Origin of the sequence: Bacillus sp. DTU_2020_1000418_1_SI_GHA_SEK_038 (assembly GCF_032341175.1) — a bacterium.
Classification (GTDB): domain Bacteria; phylum Bacillota; class Bacilli; order Bacillales; family Cytobacillaceae; genus Cytobacillus.
The window spans coordinates 2,890,392-2,910,527 of the sequence record NZ_CP135435.1; the positions used below are offsets into that span (position 1 = coordinate 2,890,392).

Annotated in this window: 25 protein-coding genes; 3 read left to right on the plus strand and 22 right to left on the minus strand. The window is 39.1% G+C overall.

Annotated elements, in window-relative coordinates:
- Positions 1 to 67: 67 nt before the first annotated feature.
- The 15 genes from RRV45_RS14350 to spoIIM all read right to left on the minus strand — a co-directional run bounded on the left by RRV45_RS14350 (position 68) and on the right by spoIIM (position 12,807).
- The gene (locus RRV45_RS14350) at positions 68 to 1,528 is read right to left on the minus strand and encodes a spore germination protein (RefSeq protein ID WP_315669041.1); all 1,461 of its coding nucleotides are present in this window, start codon (positions 1,526 to 1,528) and stop codon (positions 68 to 70) included.
- Positions 1,518 to 2,105 (minus strand): stage V sporulation protein AE, encoded by a 588-nt coding sequence (locus RRV45_RS14355; RefSeq protein ID WP_315665373.1) that lies wholly within the window; start codon positions 2,103 to 2,105, stop codon positions 1,518 to 1,520. Before RRV45_RS14355 ends, RRV45_RS14350 begins: the two co-directional genes overlap by 11 nt.
- 32 nt (positions 2,106 to 2,137) lie before the next feature.
- On the minus strand, positions 2,138 to 2,563 hold the full coding sequence (locus RRV45_RS14360) for a stage V sporulation protein AB (RefSeq protein ID WP_315665374.1): 426 nt from the start codon (positions 2,561 to 2,563) through the stop codon (positions 2,138 to 2,140).
- Entirely contained in the window at positions 2,550 to 3,170 is a 621-nt protein-coding gene (locus RRV45_RS14365; RefSeq protein ID WP_315665375.1) for a stage V sporulation protein AA, read from the minus strand. Before RRV45_RS14365 ends, RRV45_RS14360 begins: the two co-directional genes overlap by 14 nt.
- A gap of 132 nt (positions 3,171 to 3,302) precedes the next feature.
- Entirely contained in the window at positions 3,303 to 4,061 is a 759-nt protein-coding gene (sigF, locus tag RRV45_RS14370) for an RNA polymerase sporulation sigma factor SigF (RefSeq protein WP_315665376.1), read from the minus strand.
- A gap of 11 nt (positions 4,062 to 4,072) precedes the next feature.
- Complete coding sequence (gene spoIIAB / locus RRV45_RS14375; protein WP_315665377.1) at positions 4,073 to 4,513, minus strand: anti-sigma F factor; 441 nt, start codon at positions 4,511 to 4,513, stop codon at positions 4,073 to 4,075.
- A gap of 1 nt (position 4,514) precedes the next feature.
- Positions 4,515 to 4,865 carry an anti-sigma F factor antagonist gene (gene spoIIAA / locus RRV45_RS14380; protein WP_315665378.1) on the minus strand — a complete coding sequence of 117 codons (351 nt, stop codon included), beginning with the start codon at positions 4,863 to 4,865 and terminating at the stop codon, positions 4,515 to 4,517.
- A gap of 129 nt (positions 4,866 to 4,994) precedes the next feature.
- The gene (locus tag RRV45_RS14385) at positions 4,995 to 6,161 is read right to left on the minus strand and encodes a D-alanyl-D-alanine carboxypeptidase family protein (protein ID WP_315665379.1); all 1,167 of its coding nucleotides are present in this window, start codon (positions 6,159 to 6,161) and stop codon (positions 4,995 to 4,997) included.
- A gap of 193 nt (positions 6,162 to 6,354) precedes the next feature.
- Positions 6,355 to 7,659, minus strand: coding sequence for a pyrimidine-nucleoside phosphorylase (locus RRV45_RS14390; protein WP_315665380.1), 1,305 nt, complete (start codon positions 7,657 to 7,659; stop codon positions 6,355 to 6,357).
- Between the two features lie 55 nt (positions 7,660 to 7,714).
- Positions 7,715 to 8,545, minus strand: coding sequence for a purine-nucleoside phosphorylase (locus RRV45_RS14395; RefSeq protein ID WP_315665381.1), 831 nt, complete (start codon positions 8,543 to 8,545; stop codon positions 7,715 to 7,717).
- Between the two features lie 12 nt (positions 8,546 to 8,557).
- Complete coding sequence (deoB, locus tag RRV45_RS14400) at positions 8,558 to 9,742, minus strand: phosphopentomutase (RefSeq protein ID WP_315665382.1); 1,185 nt, start codon at positions 9,740 to 9,742, stop codon at positions 8,558 to 8,560.
- A 256-nt stretch (positions 9,743 to 9,998) separates the two neighbouring features.
- Positions 9,999 to 10,892: a site-specific tyrosine recombinase XerD gene (gene xerD, locus RRV45_RS14405; protein ID WP_315665383.1), complete on the minus strand. Its 894-nt coding sequence runs from the start codon at positions 10,890 to 10,892 to the stop codon at positions 9,999 to 10,001.
- Positions 10,893 to 10,899: 7 nt separating this feature from the next.
- On the minus strand, positions 10,900 to 11,130 hold the full coding sequence (locus tag RRV45_RS14410; protein ID WP_315665384.1) for a YqzK family protein: 231 nt from the start codon (positions 11,128 to 11,130) through the stop codon (positions 10,900 to 10,902).
- 441 nt (positions 11,131 to 11,571) lie between these two features.
- The gene (locus RRV45_RS14415; RefSeq protein ID WP_315665385.1) at positions 11,572 to 12,039 is read right to left on the minus strand and encodes a ferric iron uptake transcriptional regulator; all 468 of its coding nucleotides are present in this window, start codon (positions 12,037 to 12,039) and stop codon (positions 11,572 to 11,574) included.
- 129 nt (positions 12,040 to 12,168) lie between these two features.
- Entirely contained in the window at positions 12,169 to 12,807 is a 639-nt protein-coding gene (gene spoIIM, locus RRV45_RS14420; protein WP_315665386.1) for a stage II sporulation protein M, read from the minus strand.
- A gap of 154 nt (positions 12,808 to 12,961) precedes the next feature.
- Between spoIIM and RRV45_RS14425 the strand changes: the two genes are divergently transcribed.
- A complete protein-coding gene (locus tag RRV45_RS14425) occupies positions 12,962 to 13,534 on the plus strand; it encodes a GNAT family N-acetyltransferase (RefSeq protein WP_315669042.1) in 573 nt (190 codons plus the stop codon).
- A 69-nt stretch (positions 13,535 to 13,603) separates the two neighbouring features.
- Here RRV45_RS14425 and RRV45_RS14430 read toward each other — a convergent pair whose 3' ends face one another.
- Both RRV45_RS14430 and RRV45_RS14435 read right to left on the minus strand, forming a co-directional pair.
- Positions 13,604 to 14,767 carry an endonuclease Q family protein gene (locus tag RRV45_RS14430; protein ID WP_315665387.1) on the minus strand — a complete coding sequence of 388 codons (1,164 nt, stop codon included), beginning with the start codon at positions 14,765 to 14,767 and terminating at the stop codon, positions 13,604 to 13,606.
- Entirely contained in the window at positions 14,768 to 15,319 is a 552-nt protein-coding gene (locus tag RRV45_RS14435) for an NUDIX hydrolase (RefSeq protein ID WP_315665388.1), read from the minus strand. It abuts the gene before it with no gap.
- A 76-nt stretch (positions 15,320 to 15,395) separates the two neighbouring features.
- Between RRV45_RS14435 and mciZ the strand changes: the two genes are divergently transcribed.
- Positions 15,396 to 15,530: a Z-ring formation inhibitor MciZ gene (mciZ, locus tag RRV45_RS14440; protein ID WP_315665389.1), complete on the plus strand. Its 135-nt coding sequence runs from the start codon at positions 15,396 to 15,398 to the stop codon at positions 15,528 to 15,530.
- Positions 15,531 to 15,754: 224 nt separating this feature from the next.
- A complete protein-coding gene (locus RRV45_RS14445) occupies positions 15,755 to 16,666 on the plus strand; it encodes an aldo/keto reductase (RefSeq protein WP_315665390.1) in 912 nt (303 codons plus the stop codon).
- A 46-nt stretch (positions 16,667 to 16,712) separates the two neighbouring features.
- Here RRV45_RS14445 and RRV45_RS14450 read toward each other — a convergent pair whose 3' ends face one another.
- Genes RRV45_RS14450 through RRV45_RS14470 form a run of 5 tightly spaced genes read right to left on the minus strand, consistent with a single transcriptional unit; the run spans position 16,713 to position 20,056 of the window.
- Positions 16,713 to 16,958, minus strand: a complete 246-nt coding sequence (locus tag RRV45_RS14450) for a YqkE family protein (RefSeq protein ID WP_315665391.1) — start codon at positions 16,956 to 16,958, stop codon at positions 16,713 to 16,715.
- A 45-nt stretch (positions 16,959 to 17,003) separates the two neighbouring features.
- Complete coding sequence (locus RRV45_RS14455) at positions 17,004 to 17,378, minus strand: VOC family protein (protein WP_315665392.1); 375 nt, start codon at positions 17,376 to 17,378, stop codon at positions 17,004 to 17,006.
- 56 nt (positions 17,379 to 17,434) lie between these two features.
- Complete coding sequence (locus RRV45_RS14460; RefSeq protein WP_315665393.1) at positions 17,435 to 18,103, minus strand: CoA transferase subunit B; 669 nt, start codon at positions 18,101 to 18,103, stop codon at positions 17,435 to 17,437.
- Positions 18,104 to 18,125: 22 nt separating this feature from the next.
- Positions 18,126 to 18,815: a CoA transferase subunit A gene (locus RRV45_RS14465; RefSeq protein ID WP_315665394.1), complete on the minus strand. Its 690-nt coding sequence runs from the start codon at positions 18,813 to 18,815 to the stop codon at positions 18,126 to 18,128.
- Positions 18,816 to 18,868: 53 nt separating this feature from the next.
- The gene (locus tag RRV45_RS14470) at positions 18,869 to 20,056 is read right to left on the minus strand and encodes an acetyl-CoA C-acetyltransferase (RefSeq protein WP_315665395.1); all 1,188 of its coding nucleotides are present in this window, start codon (positions 20,054 to 20,056) and stop codon (positions 18,869 to 18,871) included.
- Between the last annotated feature and the right edge of the window lie 80 nt (positions 20,057 to 20,136).

The window sequence follows — 20,136 nt, forward strand, 5'->3', positions numbered from 1 at the left end:
ATATTACAAATACTTTAACATAAAAACAAGCTAATCACAATCGGAAATACTAGGCTGTTTTATTATTTTACGGCTGCCTAACTCGATCCCTAGGACGGTTTATACTTGGACGAAGTTTCGATCCAGGTACCGCTCTTCGAATGAGCACTTGTAATAATGCTTTCGGATAAAATGGAATGAATGGCCATAAATAAGGTGTATTCAACGGCCTTTTGCTTGCAAGCCAAATGATGAATATAGTAATTGAAACAATAAGCCCTGGTCCATGGAATATGGCAACCGCGATTAATAAACAAAGTCTTGTAATTTTATTAGCAATACTTAATTCGTAACTTGGAGTCGTATAAGTTCCAATGGCCGCTAATGATACATAAAGGATTACTTCCGGGACAAATAATCCAACATCAATTGCAATTTGCCCAATTAACACAGCAGCAATTAATCCCATAGCTGTGGCAAGGGGGGTCGGTGTATGAATAGCTGCCATCCGCAGAATTTCTATACCAAAATCAGCTAGAAATATTTGTACGATTATCGGAACGTTCGTTTCTTTATTAGGACCAATAAATTCAAGGCCTTCAGGCAAAAGTGACGGTTCTAAAGCAAATAAAAACCATAGTGGCAACAGAAACAGGGAGGAAAATATCCCAATAAACCGCATCCAGCGTTCAAATGTTCCTACTGCGGGAGACTGCCTATACTCTTCCGCATGCTGCATATGATAGAAATACGTTGTAGGTGTAATTATGACACTTGGTGATGTATCAACATATACGAGAACATGCCCTTCGAGTAAATGGGTTGCCGCAACATCTGCGCGCTCTGTATAACGAACATATGGAAAAGGATCATATCCTTGTTTGAAAAGAAATTCTTCTACTGTTTTATCAGCCATCGGGATGCCATCAATTTTAATGTTCGCAATTTCTTTCCGGATAATTTCTATTAAATCCGGATCCGCAACATCCTTAATATAACCAATGGCTACATCCGTTTTTGATCTTTCTCCTACTTTTGTTATTTCAAAACGAAGTCTTTCATCCCTTATCCTTCTTCTAGTTAAAGCCGTATTCAATATAATGTTTTCTACAAACCCATCCCTAGATCCACGAATGACTTTTTCTGTATCTGGCTCCTGCGGCGACCTCCCTGGATAGCTTCGTACATCTATGATAAATGCAGTCGTTTCTCCCTCAACTACTACCGCAATTAATCCCGAAAGAACCTGGTCTACAAGTTCATCCAACGTTTCTATTTTTGCTACAGAGCCATGCACCAAACGGTTGTCAATAATCTCAAAAAGTTTGGAGGACTGTCTCTCATTATCGTTAATATTAACAAGTTCTTCGATTAATTCAACGATGATAAGTGAATCCGTTAATCCATTCACATAATACAAATTTACATCTTTTTTTAGAATTTGAAGCTCTCTAATTCCTAAATCAAAGCTTACTCCAAGTCCAATTCGTTCTTCCATATATTTTTGAATTTTAGGTAATGATTCAGGGATAGGTATTTTATTCTGCATCTTGTTGTCTGACACGATAACCGCTCCTTTCCAAAATAAGGTCTACAGCCTTTCTCGTTATGGGCGACCCAATCGTAAAGTCATCTTTTTTCGACATTTTACCTATATCGCCAATTCCAACAATAATAGGGACAGTTAGCTCATCCAGGCAATACACAGTGTCCCCGTTTAATCTCCCTATTTCTAGCTCAGGGAGCCCATATTTATCCACACCATACGGAGTTAATTCTCCCTCCCGGTCAATGCAGATATTTACCCTTGTCCATTCAGACTGCCTCGTTTTTGCGGCAACAGCAATAATTCCCAGCACTTCTATATCTTCATGGGACGCTACATATTTTAAGGCCTTTTCTCCTGCTCCTTCTCCTTCAAAGCCACTATCATCAAACATAACGATAACCGGATCATGGGAAGCTTTTTTTATCAGTTTAACGATTTGAGGACCACTTAATACTGTGGGATTCCCGTGGGATAATGAAATACATCTTCCACCTACTTCCTTTGCCACATACTCGATTGACCTTCTAGCATAGTCATCCCCATCTGTAACTAAAATCACGCTTCTCCTATCATCCATATAAAATGATCCTTTCATTGTGGTTTGGTCTATTATTTATCAACAAAATACACCCATTGATATAAGGAGCCAAAGATTTTACCGAAAACAATCGCCATTAATAAAATAACTATTTGTCCATCAACTCCAATTCTTTTCGCAAGAATTGGCAGTACATTTAATACTTCTGTCAACGCTGCGGCAACCATACCTACAAACACGCCTGAGGCTAACCCAATTGGCAATAATATGTAGGGAGTAAAGGCTAATATGGGGTCCCATAATGTAGCAGCTGCACCTATAACAGCACCTAAAACGATTGCCCACTCATAATATCGGACCATTTTCATCGTTTTAGTAAGCTGTGTCAGTCTAGGAATAATGCCAAATATGGTCAAAAATGCGACAAAGCCTGAACCTACCGCTAACCCGCCGGCAAGACCAATAAACACAACAATAACAACATTAATGGTCGTCAATATTCTTCATACTTTCTTTGTTTTGATGCAAAGTTATATAGCTGTCCAAATCCATCTGATAATTAAACATCTCCACTTCCAGCGGGCTCGGCTCTTCATTTAAACGCTTTTTAAATAAATGGTTAAAAAAAAGAATCATTCCTGCACCTAAACCAATAGAGTAAGGGATTTGGAAAATTAACGGCTTTGAGTCGACCTCCCCAGTCATAATCGTATAAATACGCTGTTGTACAATCTGCATGCTGACATCTTCATGGAAATTCATGATCGTTAGTCCAGCTCCAAAAAATAATAAGAGCCATACTAAAACAAATAGAGGAATGGATATCTTTCGTTTTTTTGCCACCACTTCAACGATTACTTGTGAGGGTCCAACCGTTTGAATCTCCACTTCAGGAATTTTTTTAACTATATCCCTTATTACTTTCATTACATCTATTACGATCATGTTCCGATCCTTTTCACTCACCTCATAAACTTTTAAATTTCTTAATTGAACGTAAATCTGTTCATCGGCAATTATTTGCGCAATGTCCTTTAAAAAAATGGAGTTTCGCGGTCGAACTTGCAATCGATGTCGCAATCGAATATAAACCGTCTGTTCCATTTTGCTCACTTCCTACGTATAGATTTCCTTATATATGTAGTATGAGTTACATATATTAACTTCATGATTACCAATATTTAGATGTATAAAAGTACAAATCCCTGAAGCTAGACGTAAAAAAGACCGTATGGATCATAAATCCATACGGTCTTTCATTTGCTGAAGTATCTTTTTCTCTAGCCGTGAAACCTGAACCTGTGAAATTCCAAGTCTCGCTGCAACCTCTGATTGGGTCTGGTCCTTGTAATAACGTAAATAAACGATTAATCTTTCCCTATCATCCAAATCATTAATGGCTTCTTTTAAGGCAATTTTATCGAACCATTTCCCTTCATTGCCATCGTCAATTTGATCGAGCAATGTAATTGGGTCCCCATCATTTTCATATACGGTTTCATGAATAGACGAAGGGGTGCGTCCAGCTTCCTGAGCTAGAATAATATCCTCTGGCGGAATATCAAGAAACTCAGAAAGCTCATTGACAGTCGGGATGCGGCCAAGTGATTTTGATAACTCATCTTTTGCCTTCCGAATTTTATTCCCCATTTCTTTAAGAGATCGGCTTACCTTCACTGTCCCATCATCACGAATAAAACGCTGAATTTCTCCTATAATCATGGGCACAGCATACGTTGAGAACTTAACATCATAGCTTAAATCGAATTTATCAACAGACTTTAGCAATCCAATACAACCGATTTGGAAGAGATCATCTGGTTCATATCCCCTGTTTAAAAAGCGCTGGACAACAGACCAAACAAGACGCATGTTCTTTTGAACAATCGTATCCCGTGCACTCTGATCCCCGTCTTGGCTCTTTTTAATAAGATCCTTCACTTCATAATCCTTCAAAAATGCTTGGCCTTTATCAGCTTTTACCTCCACATCCATAGCAAGACTCCTTAATTACACAGCATTTTACTTTTTGATAAATGCTTTTTTAATCGGATCTCTGTGCCTTTCCCCGGCTGCGATTGAATTTCGATTTCATCCATAAAATTTTCCATAATCGTAAAACCCATACCTGATCTTTCTAACTCAGGCTTGGTTGTAAATAATGGCTGGCGGGCTTCCTCTACATCCATAATCCCAGATCCCTCATCTCTAATAGACATATCGATGAAGCCATCCTCCATTTTAACCGATATATAAACCATTCCATTTGGATCCTGTTCATAGCCATGAATAATTGCATTCGTAACTGCTTCAGAAACAACGGTCTTTATTTCTGTCAGTTCATCCATTGTCGGATCGAGCTGAGTAATAAATGCGGCAACAGTTACACGGGCAAATGATTCATTTTGGCTTAATGCACTAAATTGAATATGCATTTCATTTTTCATATTAGGCAACCCCCAGTCTTTGCAAAGCAAATTCTTCCGTCGGTTCTAAGCGAATAATCTTAAATAACCCCGACATTTCGAATAATCTTTGTACGGCTGGAGAAATTGCACAAACGACCATTTCACCATGATGCTGTTTAATTTGTTTATACCGGCCTAGAATAACACCTAGTCCTGAGCTGTCCATAAATGATAACTGCTCAAGATTTAATACAATATGGTGGATATCATAATCTTCAATTGCCTTCGTAGCTCGTTCACGCAGCTCATCAGCTGAATGATGATCTAATTCCCCGCTAAGACGAATACATAAGACATCTCTTTTAATTTCTAAATCAATCGAAAGACTCACTCTTATAGCCTCCTTATCTAGTCTCTAGTGAGTCCAATTCGATATTCTTACTTGCATTTCCTTCCTAAAGACAAAACTAGTGCTTATTCGCTAAAACTAGAAGGCATATAGTTATTTTCGACATTTCTGTTAATTTCCAGCCCGTGTAAACATCCCAATGGACCGTTTATACAAAGTCCACCAGTTGGCTTCCTTGCTAGCCTCTTTTGCTACTAGAGGGCTTTCTACTAATGTTTTTCCGTCTTGAATGAGCTTTAGCGTGCCGACCTTATCACCTTTTTTAACGGGCGCCTTGATATTTTTGTCCAAAACAATAGATTGTTTAATGTTTTCAATGCTTTCTCCTTTTTTCGTTAATAAGGAAATCGGCTCGCTTGTAATGGCTTCTACCTTTTTCTTGTCACCTTTGCTGATGGCAACATGACCTAGTGCTACGTTTCTTTTAAACATTGGGTGGGTTTTGTATTGGCTAAATGCATAGTCCAGCATTTTCGTAACTTGTGCATTACGATCCTTAGAGGTTGGCGCTCCAAATACAACAGCTATAACGCGCATACCATCTTTTTGTGCTGTTGCTGTTAAGCAATATTTAGCCTCATTTGTAAATCCAGTCTTTAGTCCATCAACACCTGGGTAGAAACGAACTAGCCTGTTCGTGTTGACTAGCCAAAACTTTTTATCTGTGTCTTCACGCAGGTAGGATTCATAAGTACTCGTAAATTTCGTTATGTCCTCATATTTGAGAAGTTCCTTAGCCATAATTGCCATGTCATGAGCAGTACTATAATCTTTTTTTCCAGGCAGTCCAGTTGCTGATTTGAATTCAGTATTCTTTAATCCTAATTCTTCAGCCTTTTTGTTCATTTGCTTGACGAATTCTTCCTCAGATCCTGCTAGCCTTTCCGCCATGGCAACCGATGCGTCATTCCCAGATGCAATGGCAATCCCCTCTAACATTTGCTTCGTTGTCATTTCCTCGCCAGGCTCAAGGAATATTTGGGAACCTCCCATTGAAGCTGCATATTCGCTCGTCCGAATCTTTTCATCCATGGAAAGCTTCCCCTCATCGATGGCTTCCATTATAAGAAGCATCGTCATAACCTTTGTCATACTTGCAGGGGGAAGTTTCTCTTCACTGTTTTTTTCATATAGGACTGTCCCTGTGTCTCGCTCGATTAAAATAGCAGATTTCACATTTTGAACAAGGTCTACCTCACTTTCCCTTGCAAAGGCAGATGGCACAAAGGCCGATGCAAATAAAAAGGAGATTACCATTATAGAGATTATTCGTTTCATCACATAACCCTCCATTCTTTATAGCCTCCATCTTTTCCATTTGAAGGGAAATTATACAACTCGATCCTCGTCAAAATGAATATTTTCTTTAATAATCGGATATTTTATAAATTTGCTTCAAGCGTTACTTATTAAAATATAAAAAATACGCCAGAGGAAAAAATTCCACTGACGTTTTTATGTTTGTCACTGCTTATTCTGTTATTTCCTCATGAATTAAAATTGGAGGGTTTACTTTATTCTTAGATATCCTTATATTCTCATATAGCTTTTTTTCAACTTCGGAAATATTTTCGAAATTACTATAAATGGTTACGAGTGAATCGCCTTTTTTCACTTGATCACCAATTTTTTTGCGAAGAGTTAAACCAACAGCAAGATCGATGGCAGATTCCTTCGTAGCTCTTCCTGCTCCTAGAAGCATAGCTGCTGTTCCAATTTCATCTGCGACTATTTCAGAAACGTAGCCATCTTCCTTTGCTTCCAATTCAAATGTATACTTTGCCTGTGGAAGCATGGCTGGATTATCAACAATGGCTGCATCCCCGCCTTGTGAGGTTAAAAAGGTTTTAAAGACATTTAAAGCAGTTCCATCCTTCATAACACCCTCTAGCATCGTGCGTGCTTCTTTCAGTGTATTGGCCTTTTGCGCTAAATAAACCATATGGCTTCCTAAAGTCAGGCATAGTTCTGTTAAATCCTCTGGACCTTCCCCTTTTAGCGTATCAATAGCTTCTTTTACTTCCAGCGCATTCCCAATGGCAAATCCAAGCGGCTGGCTCATATCAGATATGACTGCCATCGTATTTCTGCCAACATTATTTCCAATCTGGACCATTGCCTTTGCAAGCTCCCTTGAGTCATCGAGAGTTTTCATGAAAGCCCCTGCGCCGGTTTTGACATCAAGAACAATCGCATCAGCGCCAGCAGCGATTTTTTTACTCATTATGGAGCCTGCGATTAGCGGGATGCTGTCAACAGTAGCCGTAACATCCCTGAGAGCATATAGCTGTTTATCAGCAGGTGTTAAATTCCCGCTTTGCCCAATGACAGCAATTTTATTTTTATTTACAAGATTAATAAACTCTTCGTTCTCCAGTTCCACATGGAATCCTTTTACCGATTCCAACTTATCAATCGTCCCGCCCGTATGTCCGAGACCTCTGCCGGACATTTTTGCTACGGGAACGCCGATAGCTGCAACGAGTGGCCCTAATACGAGTGTTGTTGTATCTCCAACTCCGCCGGTTGAATGCTTATCTACCTTTATTCCTTCAATCTTTGATAAATCGATTTGGTCGCCTGATTGTACCATCGCCATCGTTAGATCGGCTCTTTCCTTTTCAGTCATTCCCTGAAAATAAATCGCCATCATCAGGGCACTAGCTTGATAGTCAGGGATTGATTCATCTGTATATCCCTTAATAAAAAATTGAATTTCTTCAGCAGTTAGCTCTTTTCCGTCTCGTTTGTTTTCAATAATATCAACCATTCTCATTATTAATCACCGACCGTTCAAAAATTTGAGTAACATAGCAAAAATTCTAATCTTGTTAATAATTGCTTGCACCTATTTCTGCAACTATGGCTTTTACATACTGCAGAAAATGAGCTTTCACCTTTTCAGTTGTCTCAATGACCTCTTCATGATTAAGCGGCTGATCTAGGATTCCTGCAGCCATATTCGAAATACATGATATTCCGAGTACCTTCATTCCCGCATGTCTTGCCACAATTACTTCAGGAACGGTTGACATTCCTACAGCATCCGCGCCCATTGTACGAAGCATGCGGACTTCAGCAGGAGTTTCATAGGTCGGCCCTGTATTTCCTGCATACACACCTTCTTGAATGGGCAGGTTTAATTTTTCTGCTATATTTCTTGCAAGCTTTCGCAGCTCCTTTGAGTATGCTTCTGACATATCAGGAAAACGGACACCCATTCGGGAATCATTTGGACCGATTAATGGGTTACTCCCCATATTATTAATATGATCGGAAATAAGCATTAAATCTCCTGGAGTAAATGTTTCATTTACACCTCCAGCAGCATTTGTCACGATTAATTGATTAATTCCAAGCTCCTTCATTACTCTAATAGGAAATGTAACCTTATCAAAGCTATATCCTTCATAATAGTGAAACCGTCCCTGCATAACTGCAACTGGAACTCCATTAAGAAGACCAAAGACTAAATTCCCCGCATGCCCCTCTACCGTTGAAACAGGGAAATTAGGAATTTCATTGTATGGAATTTTTAAGGCGTCTTCTACTTCTTCCCCTAATACACCTAAACCTGAACCGAGTATAAGTCCAATAACTGGCTGCAGGTTATATTTTTCTTTTAAAAATTGGGCAGCCTGTTGAATTTTTTGATAATCCATTTCGTTTTCCCCCTATTTAAATTCCGTTAAGAAGCTCTTTCCATATGCAGGCATTTTAACTTGAAAATTTTCTGCAACCGTAGCACCAATATCCGCAAAGGTTTTTCTAATTGGAAGCTCTTTACCTTCTTCCATATTTTTTGCGTAAACTAAGAGCGGTACGAATTCTCTCGTATGATCTGTTCCGTGATGGACTGGGTCGTTTCCATGATCTGCAGTAATGATAAGTAAGTCATGTTCCTGCATCTTAGCAAATACTTCAGGAAGCCGCTCGTCATATTCTTCAAGCGCTTTGCCATAGCCTATTGGATCACGCCGGTGTCCATAAAGTGCATCAAAATCAACAAGATTAAGGAAGCTTAAACCTGTAAAGTCCATATCGAATGATTGTAATAATTTATCCATACCGTCCATGTTTGAAACCGTGCGCAGAGATTCTGTTACCCCTTCTCCGTCAAAAATATCTGAAATTTTTCCTATTGCTATAACATCCAATCCTGCATCCTTTAGCTCAGACATCACTGTCCGTTCAAATGGCTTTAGTGCATAATCGTGACGATTTGAAGTTCTTTGGAAATTGCCTGGCTTACCGATGAAGGGTCTGGCAATCACGCGGCCAACCATATATTTTTCATCTAAAGTTAACTCGCGGGCAATTTTACAAATCCGATATTGCTCTTCAATCGGAATAATTTCTTCATGGGCCGCAATTTGGAGAACTGAGTCAGCTGATGTATATACAATAAGAGCCCCTGTTTTCATATGCTCTTCCCCAAGCTCTACAATAATTTCCGTTCCGCTTGCAGGTTTATTGCCAATAACTTTTCTGCCAGTGCGCGATTCCAGTTCGGAAATTAACTCATCTGGAAAACCGTCCGGGAACACTTGAAATGGTGTTTTAATATTCAGACCCATTATTTCCCAATGACCTGTCATTGTGTCTTTACCGTTAGATGCTTCCTGCATTTTAGTATAGTAGGCAAGTGGCTTTTCCGCTTTTTCAATGCCTTTAATTTCACGGATATTACTAAGACCAAGCTTTGCCATATTCGGCATCCTCAGTCCGCCCATTTTTTCTGCAATATGACCGAGTGTATCTGAACCGATATCCCCAAATATTTCTGCATCTGGTGCCTCCCCAATGCCGACAGAATCCATTACGATGACAAATATTCTTTTATACGCAAATGATGACATGTTGATTCCTCCTAGTTTCATGAATGCGATTTCAACAAAAGTCGAAGTTTCTTTAATATATTTAAAGGTTGCCCTTTCTATTTGTGTTTAACACAATTTTTCTTCTCATACGTCAGAAGTCTGACATCTATATTTTACATAAGGGAAGTAAAAAGTAAAAGAAAAAGCTGCCAATTAATATGACAGCTTTATGACATATAGGTTTATCGCAGATTAACTTGCAGTTAGACCTCATTAATTGAAGTTTCACTTTATACTAAGCCCGCGGATGAAACTGACTATATACATCTTTTAATCTAGTTTTCGTCACATGTGTATAAATTTGCGTTGTTGAAATGTCCGCATGTCCAAGCATTTCCTGGACAGCACGTAAATCAGCGCCATTTTCAAGAAGATGTGTTGCGAAGGAATGTCTTAAGGTATGTGGGGTTAAATCCTTTTCGATTCCTGCCTCTGCTGCCAGACGCTTTAGGATTTTCCAAAATCCCTGCCTTGTTAATCTTTTGCCATGATGATTTACAAAAAAAGCATCCTCCTGAACCTTTTTTGAAATAAAATGTTTTCTTCCTTCTTGTAAATATTGATTTAGTGCGGTTGCTGCTGTTTTTCCAATTGGAATGATTCGCTCTTTATTTCCTTTTCCAACACAGCGCACAAATCCCATCGTAATATGAACATCGCCCATATTTAACCCAATTAATTCACTTACCCGAATTCCGGTTGCATAAAGGAGCTCAAGCATGGCCTTGTCACGAATTCCAAAGTGATCACAAGATTTAGGTGAATCTAGTAAAATTTCAACCTCTTGCATGTTAAGCACCTTTGGCAGTGATCGCTCATGCTGCGGCGACTCTATATGGACAGAGGGATCGTGATCAGCAGCTTTTTCACGAAGAAGAAATTGATGAAACGCTCTAATTGAGGCAACATGCCTTGCCATTGTTTTCGAAGATTTCCCCTGCTCCTTTAATAACCCCAGGAAATGAATGATTTGAGTGCGCTGAACTTCATTTAAGGAGATCAGCTTTTCAACATTCTTTAAGTATTTCGTATAGCTTTTCAGATCTCTTTCATAAGAAACAATCGTATTTCTTGCGAGACCTTTTTCAACGATTAAATAATGAATAAAATCTTTAAGCTCGTCCTCCATTATGACTCTACTCCCCATTTAAATAGAAAAGGATTAACCGGTCCAGCCAGTTTGAAGATTCACTATTGTTTGCACTTGCTGAAACCTTCACAGCCGCTCCCTTGGGCTCATCGTACCGGTGATAATCCTGATATTCTTCATTTAACCACATAATACCATAATAAAAAAGGATTGTGCATCCTGTGAAAAGCACGAATACCTTTATTGTCTGAAATGCGATTTTTAGCCAAGATACCATTTTACTTTCCCCCACAAAACCTTATTACTAAAGGTTATGCCATCTTGGACAAGAAATATACCTAACCTAGCGAATTTCTAAACTGACTTTTTATTAAATACGTTTGTGGAAAAATTATGCGGACATTGCATCCGCTATTTTCATTAAATAACCTAATTTAAGAGCATGGCGGACACTGAGTACGCTATTCACGAATAAACAGAAGAAAATCACTGCTTTTCTGGAATATAGAGGAAGCTATGTCCCCAAGCATATGGAATTAGCCCCTTTTGTTACAGATAAGGTAACTTGTGTCCGCAAAGCTCAGATAGATAAGAGTCTCATTGTTATTTCACATGCTTTTTAGTGTACAAAACAAAGCTAAAAAGACCAAATCAGTATGCGATTTGGTCTGCTGATTAGCATGTGTTTACAATTCTTACTAACTACCCAAGCTAATCGTTATTCACTTTCTTCATTATTATCATTGTTATTATCATGACAGCGATGGCAAATTCCATGGAAAGTAAGGCGATGATCTTTAATTTTAAAGTTCCATCTGCGTTCAACCACTTCTTCTACCTCTTCAAGTAAGTCTTCCTGAATTTCATCCACTGCCCCGCATTCAATACAAACTAAATGATGATGGAAATGTGCTGCTCCTTCTTGGCGAAGGTCATAGCGGGATACACCATCACCGAAGTTGATTTTATCGACAATTTTAAGTTCCGTTAGCAATTCGAGAGTTCTATATACAGTTGCTAAGCCTATCTCAGGCGATTTTTCTTTAACTAGGAGGTAGACATCTTCCGCGCTTAAATGATCCTCTTCATGCTCTAATAATACGCGAACGGTTGCTTCACGCTGAGGCGTCAATTTATAGCTAGACGAATGCAACTGCTTCTTTATTCTATCAATTCTGCTTTCCATTCCGAAGTCCTCCTCGCCCACTTACACATTCTCATTATAGCAGAAACGCGCGGAGATTCAAAATAAAATTATTACAAATAAGCATAGATAATCATTATTAAATAATAATTACTTAAAATAGTTCTGTTATTATAATGAATTTATCACAGATTTCATTAAAACAGGGGATAAAAAGGCCTCAATGCCAGCAGCTAAGCATAAAAACACGATGGCAAAAGCAAATGAGATCATATACTTTCCAAACAAAGGCATAACCGGCGGCCCAAGTTTTTTCATAAATTGTCTGCTAATCATTTTTAATGAAAAAGAAACGGCTAGCGTTGCCGAGATGATAAATATCGGAATGATGATTAAATTTTGCGGCAAAACAGAAACAAAGGATAATAAAAAACCATTCCATTCCATTTGATTAACTAAAAATCCAACTGTGAATCCGACAACCATCCCTTTCATAAATAAAAGAATGAGGATGATCGGGAGACCGATAATGGAGATACCTAAAATACACATTAATCCAATAAATTTCATGTTATGAAAGAGGCTTTGTTTGAAAAGGTCCTTCGATGTTGCCACTTCATCATTAGAAACTTGGCTGAAAAATTGGGATAAATAAAAAAACAAGTCTTCTTTTTGCGTTAAGCTTAAACTGTTGACAACGATAGCTCCGAAAATCACACCCATTAAAAACAAAACAATCACAAACAAATAAATTGAGGAATGCTCACGAAAATGGTTTGCGATGACGTTCTGGTACATATTTTTTCTCATTGCTCTTCCTCCCGCAACAATTCTGTTATTTAATTGTATGCTTGTCCTTTTGCTGTATGACAAATTTAGAGGAGAAAAAAATGCAGTTGAATTTTTAGAATTTTACATTATAATAATCAAAATTGACTTTTCAAATGCGGGAGGGGATTTAGTGATGAATCCAGTATTAATTGAATTTCCGGATAGAATTGAAACGGAGAGACTTTATATGCGAATTTGTATGCCTGGGGATGGCAAAACCGTTCATGAATCCATCCAAGCTTCTATTGAGGATTTAAAGCAATGGCTTCCTTTTGCCAATAAGGAACAATCAGTTGATGATGTCGAAATAAATATCCGTAAATCCTATTCTCAATTTTTATTGAGGGAAGATATTCGAATTCATATTTTTAGAAAAGAAGATGACGTGTTCGTTGGTTCCACAGGCCTGCATCGAATGGATTGGGCAGTGCGGAAATTTGAAATTGGCTATTGGTGTGACTCGCGCTATCAGAAAAATGGGTATATAACGGAGGCAGTTAGCGGTTTAGTTGATTTTACTTTTAACCATTTGGAAGCAAACCGGATTGAAATTCGCTGTGACACGAAAAATATCAGCAGCAGAAAAATCCCTGAAAAATTAGGATTCCAATTAGAAGGCATTTTAGTGAATGATGATCTAAGCGCCAATGGGAAAGAACTAAGAGATACTTGTGTGTTTGCTAAGGTGAGGAAGAAGAGTGAATAATATATTCTGTTAATAATGATGAGAAAAAAGACTGTAAACAACCAGTCTTTTTTCTTGTTTCAGCTTATATTAATCGGAAATTTTCCCATACTTCCCCCCGCCCCCTGCTGAAAGGCTCAGCTTTCCTTCTCTTGCCTTTACGATGAGATCGGCGGTTTTTGCTGGAATGATTTCACTTAATTTTTCCAATGGTACTTCATGAAGGATGGCCATTTCTGTTCCGAAGTGATCCAATAGTTTTTGCAGCATTTTCGGACCGAGTCCTGGAATAAATTCCAGCGGCACTTGATGTACATAAGGCGGGCGATTGTCCGGCAGCTCGTTAGATGTTTTTAATTCTGTTATTCTGTCAGCGACCCCTTTAATATACTTTATGCTTCCGCAATTTTCACATTCATTAATAATCGGATCGAATGGGGCAAAGCACTGGGAACATACTGTTTGATGATATTTCCCAAGAAGCGGATCAAGTCCGTAGTTTGCCTTAATTCTGCGCCCATCCTCTCCTTTTAACGCCCTCTCCAATTCTAGAAAAGAAGGTTCAGCCATTTGAAGGACATGATACTCCCTTGCAATTTTCTTTAAGGAATGAGCATCAGAATTCGTCAAAAATGAATAATTGTGGAGCTCCTTAATTTGATCTGCCATTGCTGTATCAGCACTTAATCCAAGTTCAATGGCATCAATTTGATCTTTGTCAAATACTTCTTCTAACGACCTGTGAACCCCTTTTCCATAAAGGCTTTTGAAAGGGGTAAACACGTGGGCTGGGATAAATAATCCGCCTAATTCTTTTACCTTTGTCTGAAGCCCACGGCCTGAAGCATAAATTCTTTGTGAACTTAAGGTGATATTTTTCAAGTGGTTCGAAAGCCAGTACGAAAATTCCTTCATTATTGTTAATGTTGGAAAATAACAAAGTACATGAATAGGTCCTTGGCAGTTCTCATCGTAAATTTCCAGTTCAGATCCTGGGATAATGGTTAAATCTCCATATTGTAAACCGCCCTCCTGATGCTCGGTCACGTCTCCTGTTTCCATGAGCTGGGCAATTTCTAGAATAACCTCGGGGGAATGGCAATCAATAATTCCAATCATGTTTAACCCTTTTTCATTTCGCGCATGTTCAATAATATTTGTAAATGTAAGCGATTTTGCCCCCGTTATTTTAACCGGCTTCCCTGTCATCGTGCGACCGATATGAATATGCAAATCTGAATAATAATCCTTCATTTACTTTTTCAACACCTTTTGAAGTTGCAAATATTGAATAGCATATGCAGTTTTGGCATCATATATTTTTTGTTTTTTTATGTATTGCTCTGCCTCTTCAAGTGTCAGCTCAAGTAAATTGACAAATTCATCCTCATCTGGTGATGCTGCATTTTCCTTCTTTTCCAAGCCTTTCGCAATGTATAAATGAATGATCTCATCAGCAAATCCAGGAGATGTATAGAAGGAAATCAGCCACTCCAGTTCCTTGCAGTCATAACCCGTTTCTTCCTCAAGCTCTCTTTTTGCACAAACTTCTGGATCTTCTCCTGCTTCTAGTTTACCAGCGGGAATTTCAACAATTGTCTTTTCCAATGCTTTGCGGTATTGCTCCACCATCACAATTTTTTCATCGTCTGTAATAGCTAGAACAGCTACTGCCCCAGGATGCTTAATCACTTCTCGTTTGGACATTTTTCCGTTTGGCAGCTCGACATCTTCTACTTGCAGACTTATCACTTTTCCCGTAAATATTTTTTCAATATTGACCGTCTTTTCTTCTAGGCGACTCATGATTCCAGCCACTCCTGTTCTATTCCGATTAAGTTTACTCATACATATTATCATACTTTAATTGGGGGAGTATGATATGAAAATATATGTTCACGAGAAGGGCGTCATCTTAGTCGGAAAAGCATGGGAAATTCGAGAGAAGCTAAAGGAATACAGCAAGGATTATCGCTTGATTAAGGAGTGGATTGAACTAAAAAAGACTTTTTCTTGAAGGTAGCTGAAGTTTGTTTGCGATAGTTCAAGGTTTGTTTGCGATAGTTGAAGATTTATTTGCGATAGTACCGGATTTATTTGCGAAAGTGATAGGTTTATTTGCGAAACCCTAGATTTAACCTAATCGTTACTTAATTTAAATACGAAAAAGTACAATTTATTTGTGATCCACCAATTTCTTTCGTTAAAATAAAAAGAAAATGTGAAATTGAGGTTGTTTTTATGAAAAAAAGACAGTTGGGCACATCGGATTTGTATGTAAGTGAGCTCGGACTTGGGTGTATGTCCCTTGGCACGGATGCGACAAAAGCACAAGAAATTATAGAAGCAGCATTAGAGGCGGGGATTAATTACTTCGACACGGCTGATTTATATGATTTTGGAACAAACGAGCAAATTGTTGGTCAGGCTCTACACCATGTAAGGGATAAGGTCATCATTGCTACGAAGGCAGGAAACCGCTTGAATGACAGCAAAGATAGCTGGAGCTGGGACCCTTCTAAAAACTATATAAAGGAAGCTGTCAAAGCAAGCTTAAGCAGATTAGGAACGGATTACATTGATTTATACCAGCTTCATGGCGGGACGATAGATGATCCAATTGATGAAACGATTGAAGCATTCGAGGAGTTAAAAAAAGAAGGTTTAATCCGCTTTTACGGAATATCTTCTATTCGTCCTAATGTCATTCGTGAATATGTGAATAATTCGAATCTGGTTTCTGTTATGGTCCAATACAGCTTATTAGATCGCCGGCCGGAAGAGGAGGTGCTTCCGCTTCTTGAGAAAAATGGCATTGGAGCTGTTACTCGCGGACCACTGGCAAAAGGGATTTTAAGTGAAAAAATGCTAGAAAAAGCAACGAAAAAAGGCTATCTAGACTATCAGCTGGAAGAACTACAGAAAACGATTCCTCTCTTGCGGGAAAAACTTTTTGATGCCCGTTCCATGACAGAGATTTCCTTGCAATATAATTTGGCTCATTCTGCTGTTTCGTCTGTTATCGCGGGAGCTAGCAGTGTTAAACAAGTTAAAGAGAATGCTAAAGCTGTTGAAGCAGAGCCGTTATCGGAAGGAGAGATTTCTATTATAAAAGCAATCACGAAGATGAGCTTGTATGAGCAGCATAGATAATAATAGAGCATAAAAAATCGCTTAAACTTAAGCGATTTTTTACACCCTATTTATATTCCTTCCAGTTAAGATTGCTTTCACTCAGCAATTCTTCAAAGCTCTTGTTCTTTTCCCGCAATCTTCTTTCTTCCCTTTTTCTTTGCTCTTCCTCTTCCTTTTGCTTATCTTCTGCTGCTTTTAATTCCTGCTTCGTGTCTTTTAATTTTGCCATTAATTCTTGGTTTAGCATATCTCCAAGTGTAATTGGTTTATCATCCTTTTTAGGCTGGGAATGCTGCTTTTTCTTTTTCATAGAAATCCCCTCATAAAATTAATTTTGCCACCAATTATATCATAATTACTTATTTAAAAACTCCAGAAATTCAATTCTATTGCCGAATGGATCATCGACAAAAAAGCGACTTCTTCCCTCAATTGGCGGCTCTTCTTTAATTTTGCATCCTTTAATTTCTAATTTATTACGCAGGCCCTCTAAGTTCTCCACAATTAAGCCTGGATGTGCTTTTTTTGCCGGAAGAAAGTCTTCTTGCACCCCTATATGTATTTCCTGGGTTCCGCATAAAAACCAGCATCCTCCTCGCTTTTGGAGATTTTCTGGCTTTGGTATTTCTTCTAGACCAAGGATTTCTCCGAAAAACAATCTTGCCTGCTCCTCACAGCCTTTTGGTGCAGCTAATTGAATATGATCAATTCCTTTAAATCGAAATGTCATTGAATCTCTCCTTTAATTAGGAAAAGCACAGCCATTGATAACTGTGCCCATCAAATTTAATAAGCGTCTGTTAGGACATGATCGTCTACCTGTAAAGAAGCTTCCGTTGATTGGACAACCTCCTCAATCGTAAAGCCCCTAGCCACTTCCACAAGCCTTAGTCCCGAATCTGTTACATCAATGACTGCTCTCTCCGTAATAATCCGATTGACAACTGCTTTGCCTGTTAATGGGAGTGTACATTCTTTGAGGATTTTCGACTCCCCGTTTTTATTCGTATGATCCATGATAACAATAATTTTCCCTGCACCGTGAACGAGGTCCATCGCTCCCCCCATTCCTTTAATCATTTTGCCTGGAATCATCCAGTTTGCAAGATCCCCATTTTCAGAGACTTCCATTCCTCCAAGAATGGCAATATTAACATGACCTCCACGGATCATGGCAAAGGATTCAGCACTATCAAAATAAGCAGCACCCGGAATGGCTGTCACTGTTTCTTTTCCAGCATTAATTAAATCAGGGTCGACTTCCTCTTGAGTAGGGTAAGGTCCAATGCCAAGCAGACCATTCTCAGATTGAAGTACCACTTGCTTATTACTTGATATATAGTTAGCAACGAGGGTTGGCATTCCAATTCCTAGATTCACATAGAAGCCATTTTCAATTTCCTTTTCAGCTCGCCGCGCAATTTTTTCACGAACTCCAGCTTTATCGTTACTCATGGCAAATTCTCCTTCCCAACAATTATTTCGACAATGTCAGTCTTTCAATGCGTTTTTCCTGATTCCCTTGGATTAGCATTTGCACATAAATGCTAGGGGTATGAATATGATTTGGATCTAGCTCACCGATTTCATATAGATTTTCTACCTCTGCTATTGTTACTTTTCCCGCAGCGGCAATCATCGGGTTAAAGTTTCTGGCTGTTTTGTGATAAACAAGATTGCCCATCTTATCAGCCTTCCAAGCTCTTACTAGACTGAAGTCAGCGACAAGTGCTTCTTCAAGCAAATATTCTTTTCCATTAAAAACCTTTGTTTCCTTCCCCTCTGCAATTGGGGTTCCTACACCTGCTGGCGTATAAAAAGCCGGTATGCCAGCACCGCCAGCACGAATTTTTTCTGCCAGTGTTCCTTGCGGCAGAAGTTCAACCTCAATTTCACCGGCCAGCACCTGTCTTTCGAACTCTTTATTTTCCCCTACATAGGAGCCTATCATTTTCTTAATCTGTTTATTTTTTAAAAGGAGCCCAAGACCCCATTCGTCTACGCCACAGTTATTCGAAATAACCGTTAAATCTTTAACACCCTTCTCAACTAATGCAAGAATCAAATTTTCCGGGATTCCACAAAGTCCAAAACCGCCAACCATTAAAACAGCGCCATCATGAATATCCTTCACTGCTTCATTAAAGGAAGTACAAATCGTTTTCATGTCATTCTCCCCTCTCATTCGAGAACGTATATTTTAGGCTTTCTCCCCCACTATTAAACTAATTCAACTACGGTTGCAACACCCTGTCCCCCGCCGATACATAAAGTTGCAAGACCCTTTTTGGCCTGACGCTTTTTCATCTCATGAATTAACGTCACTAGAATTCTAGCACCGCTTGCACCAATTGGATGTCCTAATGCAATGGCCCCTCCATTCACATTCAGAATATCTTTATTAAACTGAAGCTCTCTGTCTACAGCTAGTGATTGTGCTGCAAATGCCTCATTTGCTTCAATTAACTCTAACTCCTCCATTGAAACTGCTGCTTTCTCAAGTGCCTTTTTAACAGCATTTACTGGCCCTATGCCCATAATACTCGGGTCTACTCCTGCACTTGCATTTCCTTTAATTGTGACGAGGGGCTGGATCCCAAGCTCATCGGCCTTTTCCCTGCTCATAACGATTAGAACTGCAGCACCATCATTGATGCCCGAAGCATTTCCTGCTGTAACACTGCCGTCTTTCTTAAATGCCGGTCTTAGGGCAGCTAATTTTTCAGCAGTTGTTCCTTTTTTCGGGTATTCATCCGTATCAAACACGATCGGATCTCCCTTTCTTTGCGGAATCTCAACAGGAACGATTTCATCTTTAAATTTGCCTTCTTCAATAGCCTTTACAGCCTTTACTTGGCTTGCGGCAGCAAACTCATCCTGCTCTTCCCTGCTAAGTCCGTATTTATCACAAAGGTTTTCTGCAGTGATTCCCATATGATAATCATTAAAAGCACACGTCAGTCCGTCAGAAACCATTGTATCTAACAGCTGCTGGTTGCCCATTTTAAACCCATTCCGTGCATTTTTTAATATGTAAGGTGCCTGGCTCATGTTCTCTATTCCACCAGCAATCACAACGTCAGCATCTCCTGCCAAAATTGCTTGTGCTGCCAGATGAACAGCCTTCAATCCAGATCCGCAAACTTTATTAATCGTCATTGCGGAAACGCTTTCAGGAAGGCCCGCTTTAAGTGCTGCTTGTCTTGCAGGATTCTGTCCAAGCCCTGCCTGCAGTACATTTCCCAGAATTACCTCATCAACCTGCTCAGGCTTAATTCCGGCCTTTTCAAGTGCTCCTTTAATCGCAATCGCACCTAATTCAGGAGCTGATACATCCTTTAAACTGCCATTAAAGCTCCCTATTGCTGTACGCACTGCGCTGACAATGACTACTTCTGTTTTTGACATTCTAATCATCCTTTCTCGTCCATCTCATGAATTATACTTCTATTAAATAGTGCTAAAATCCTTTAATTTCTTGGCAAAAA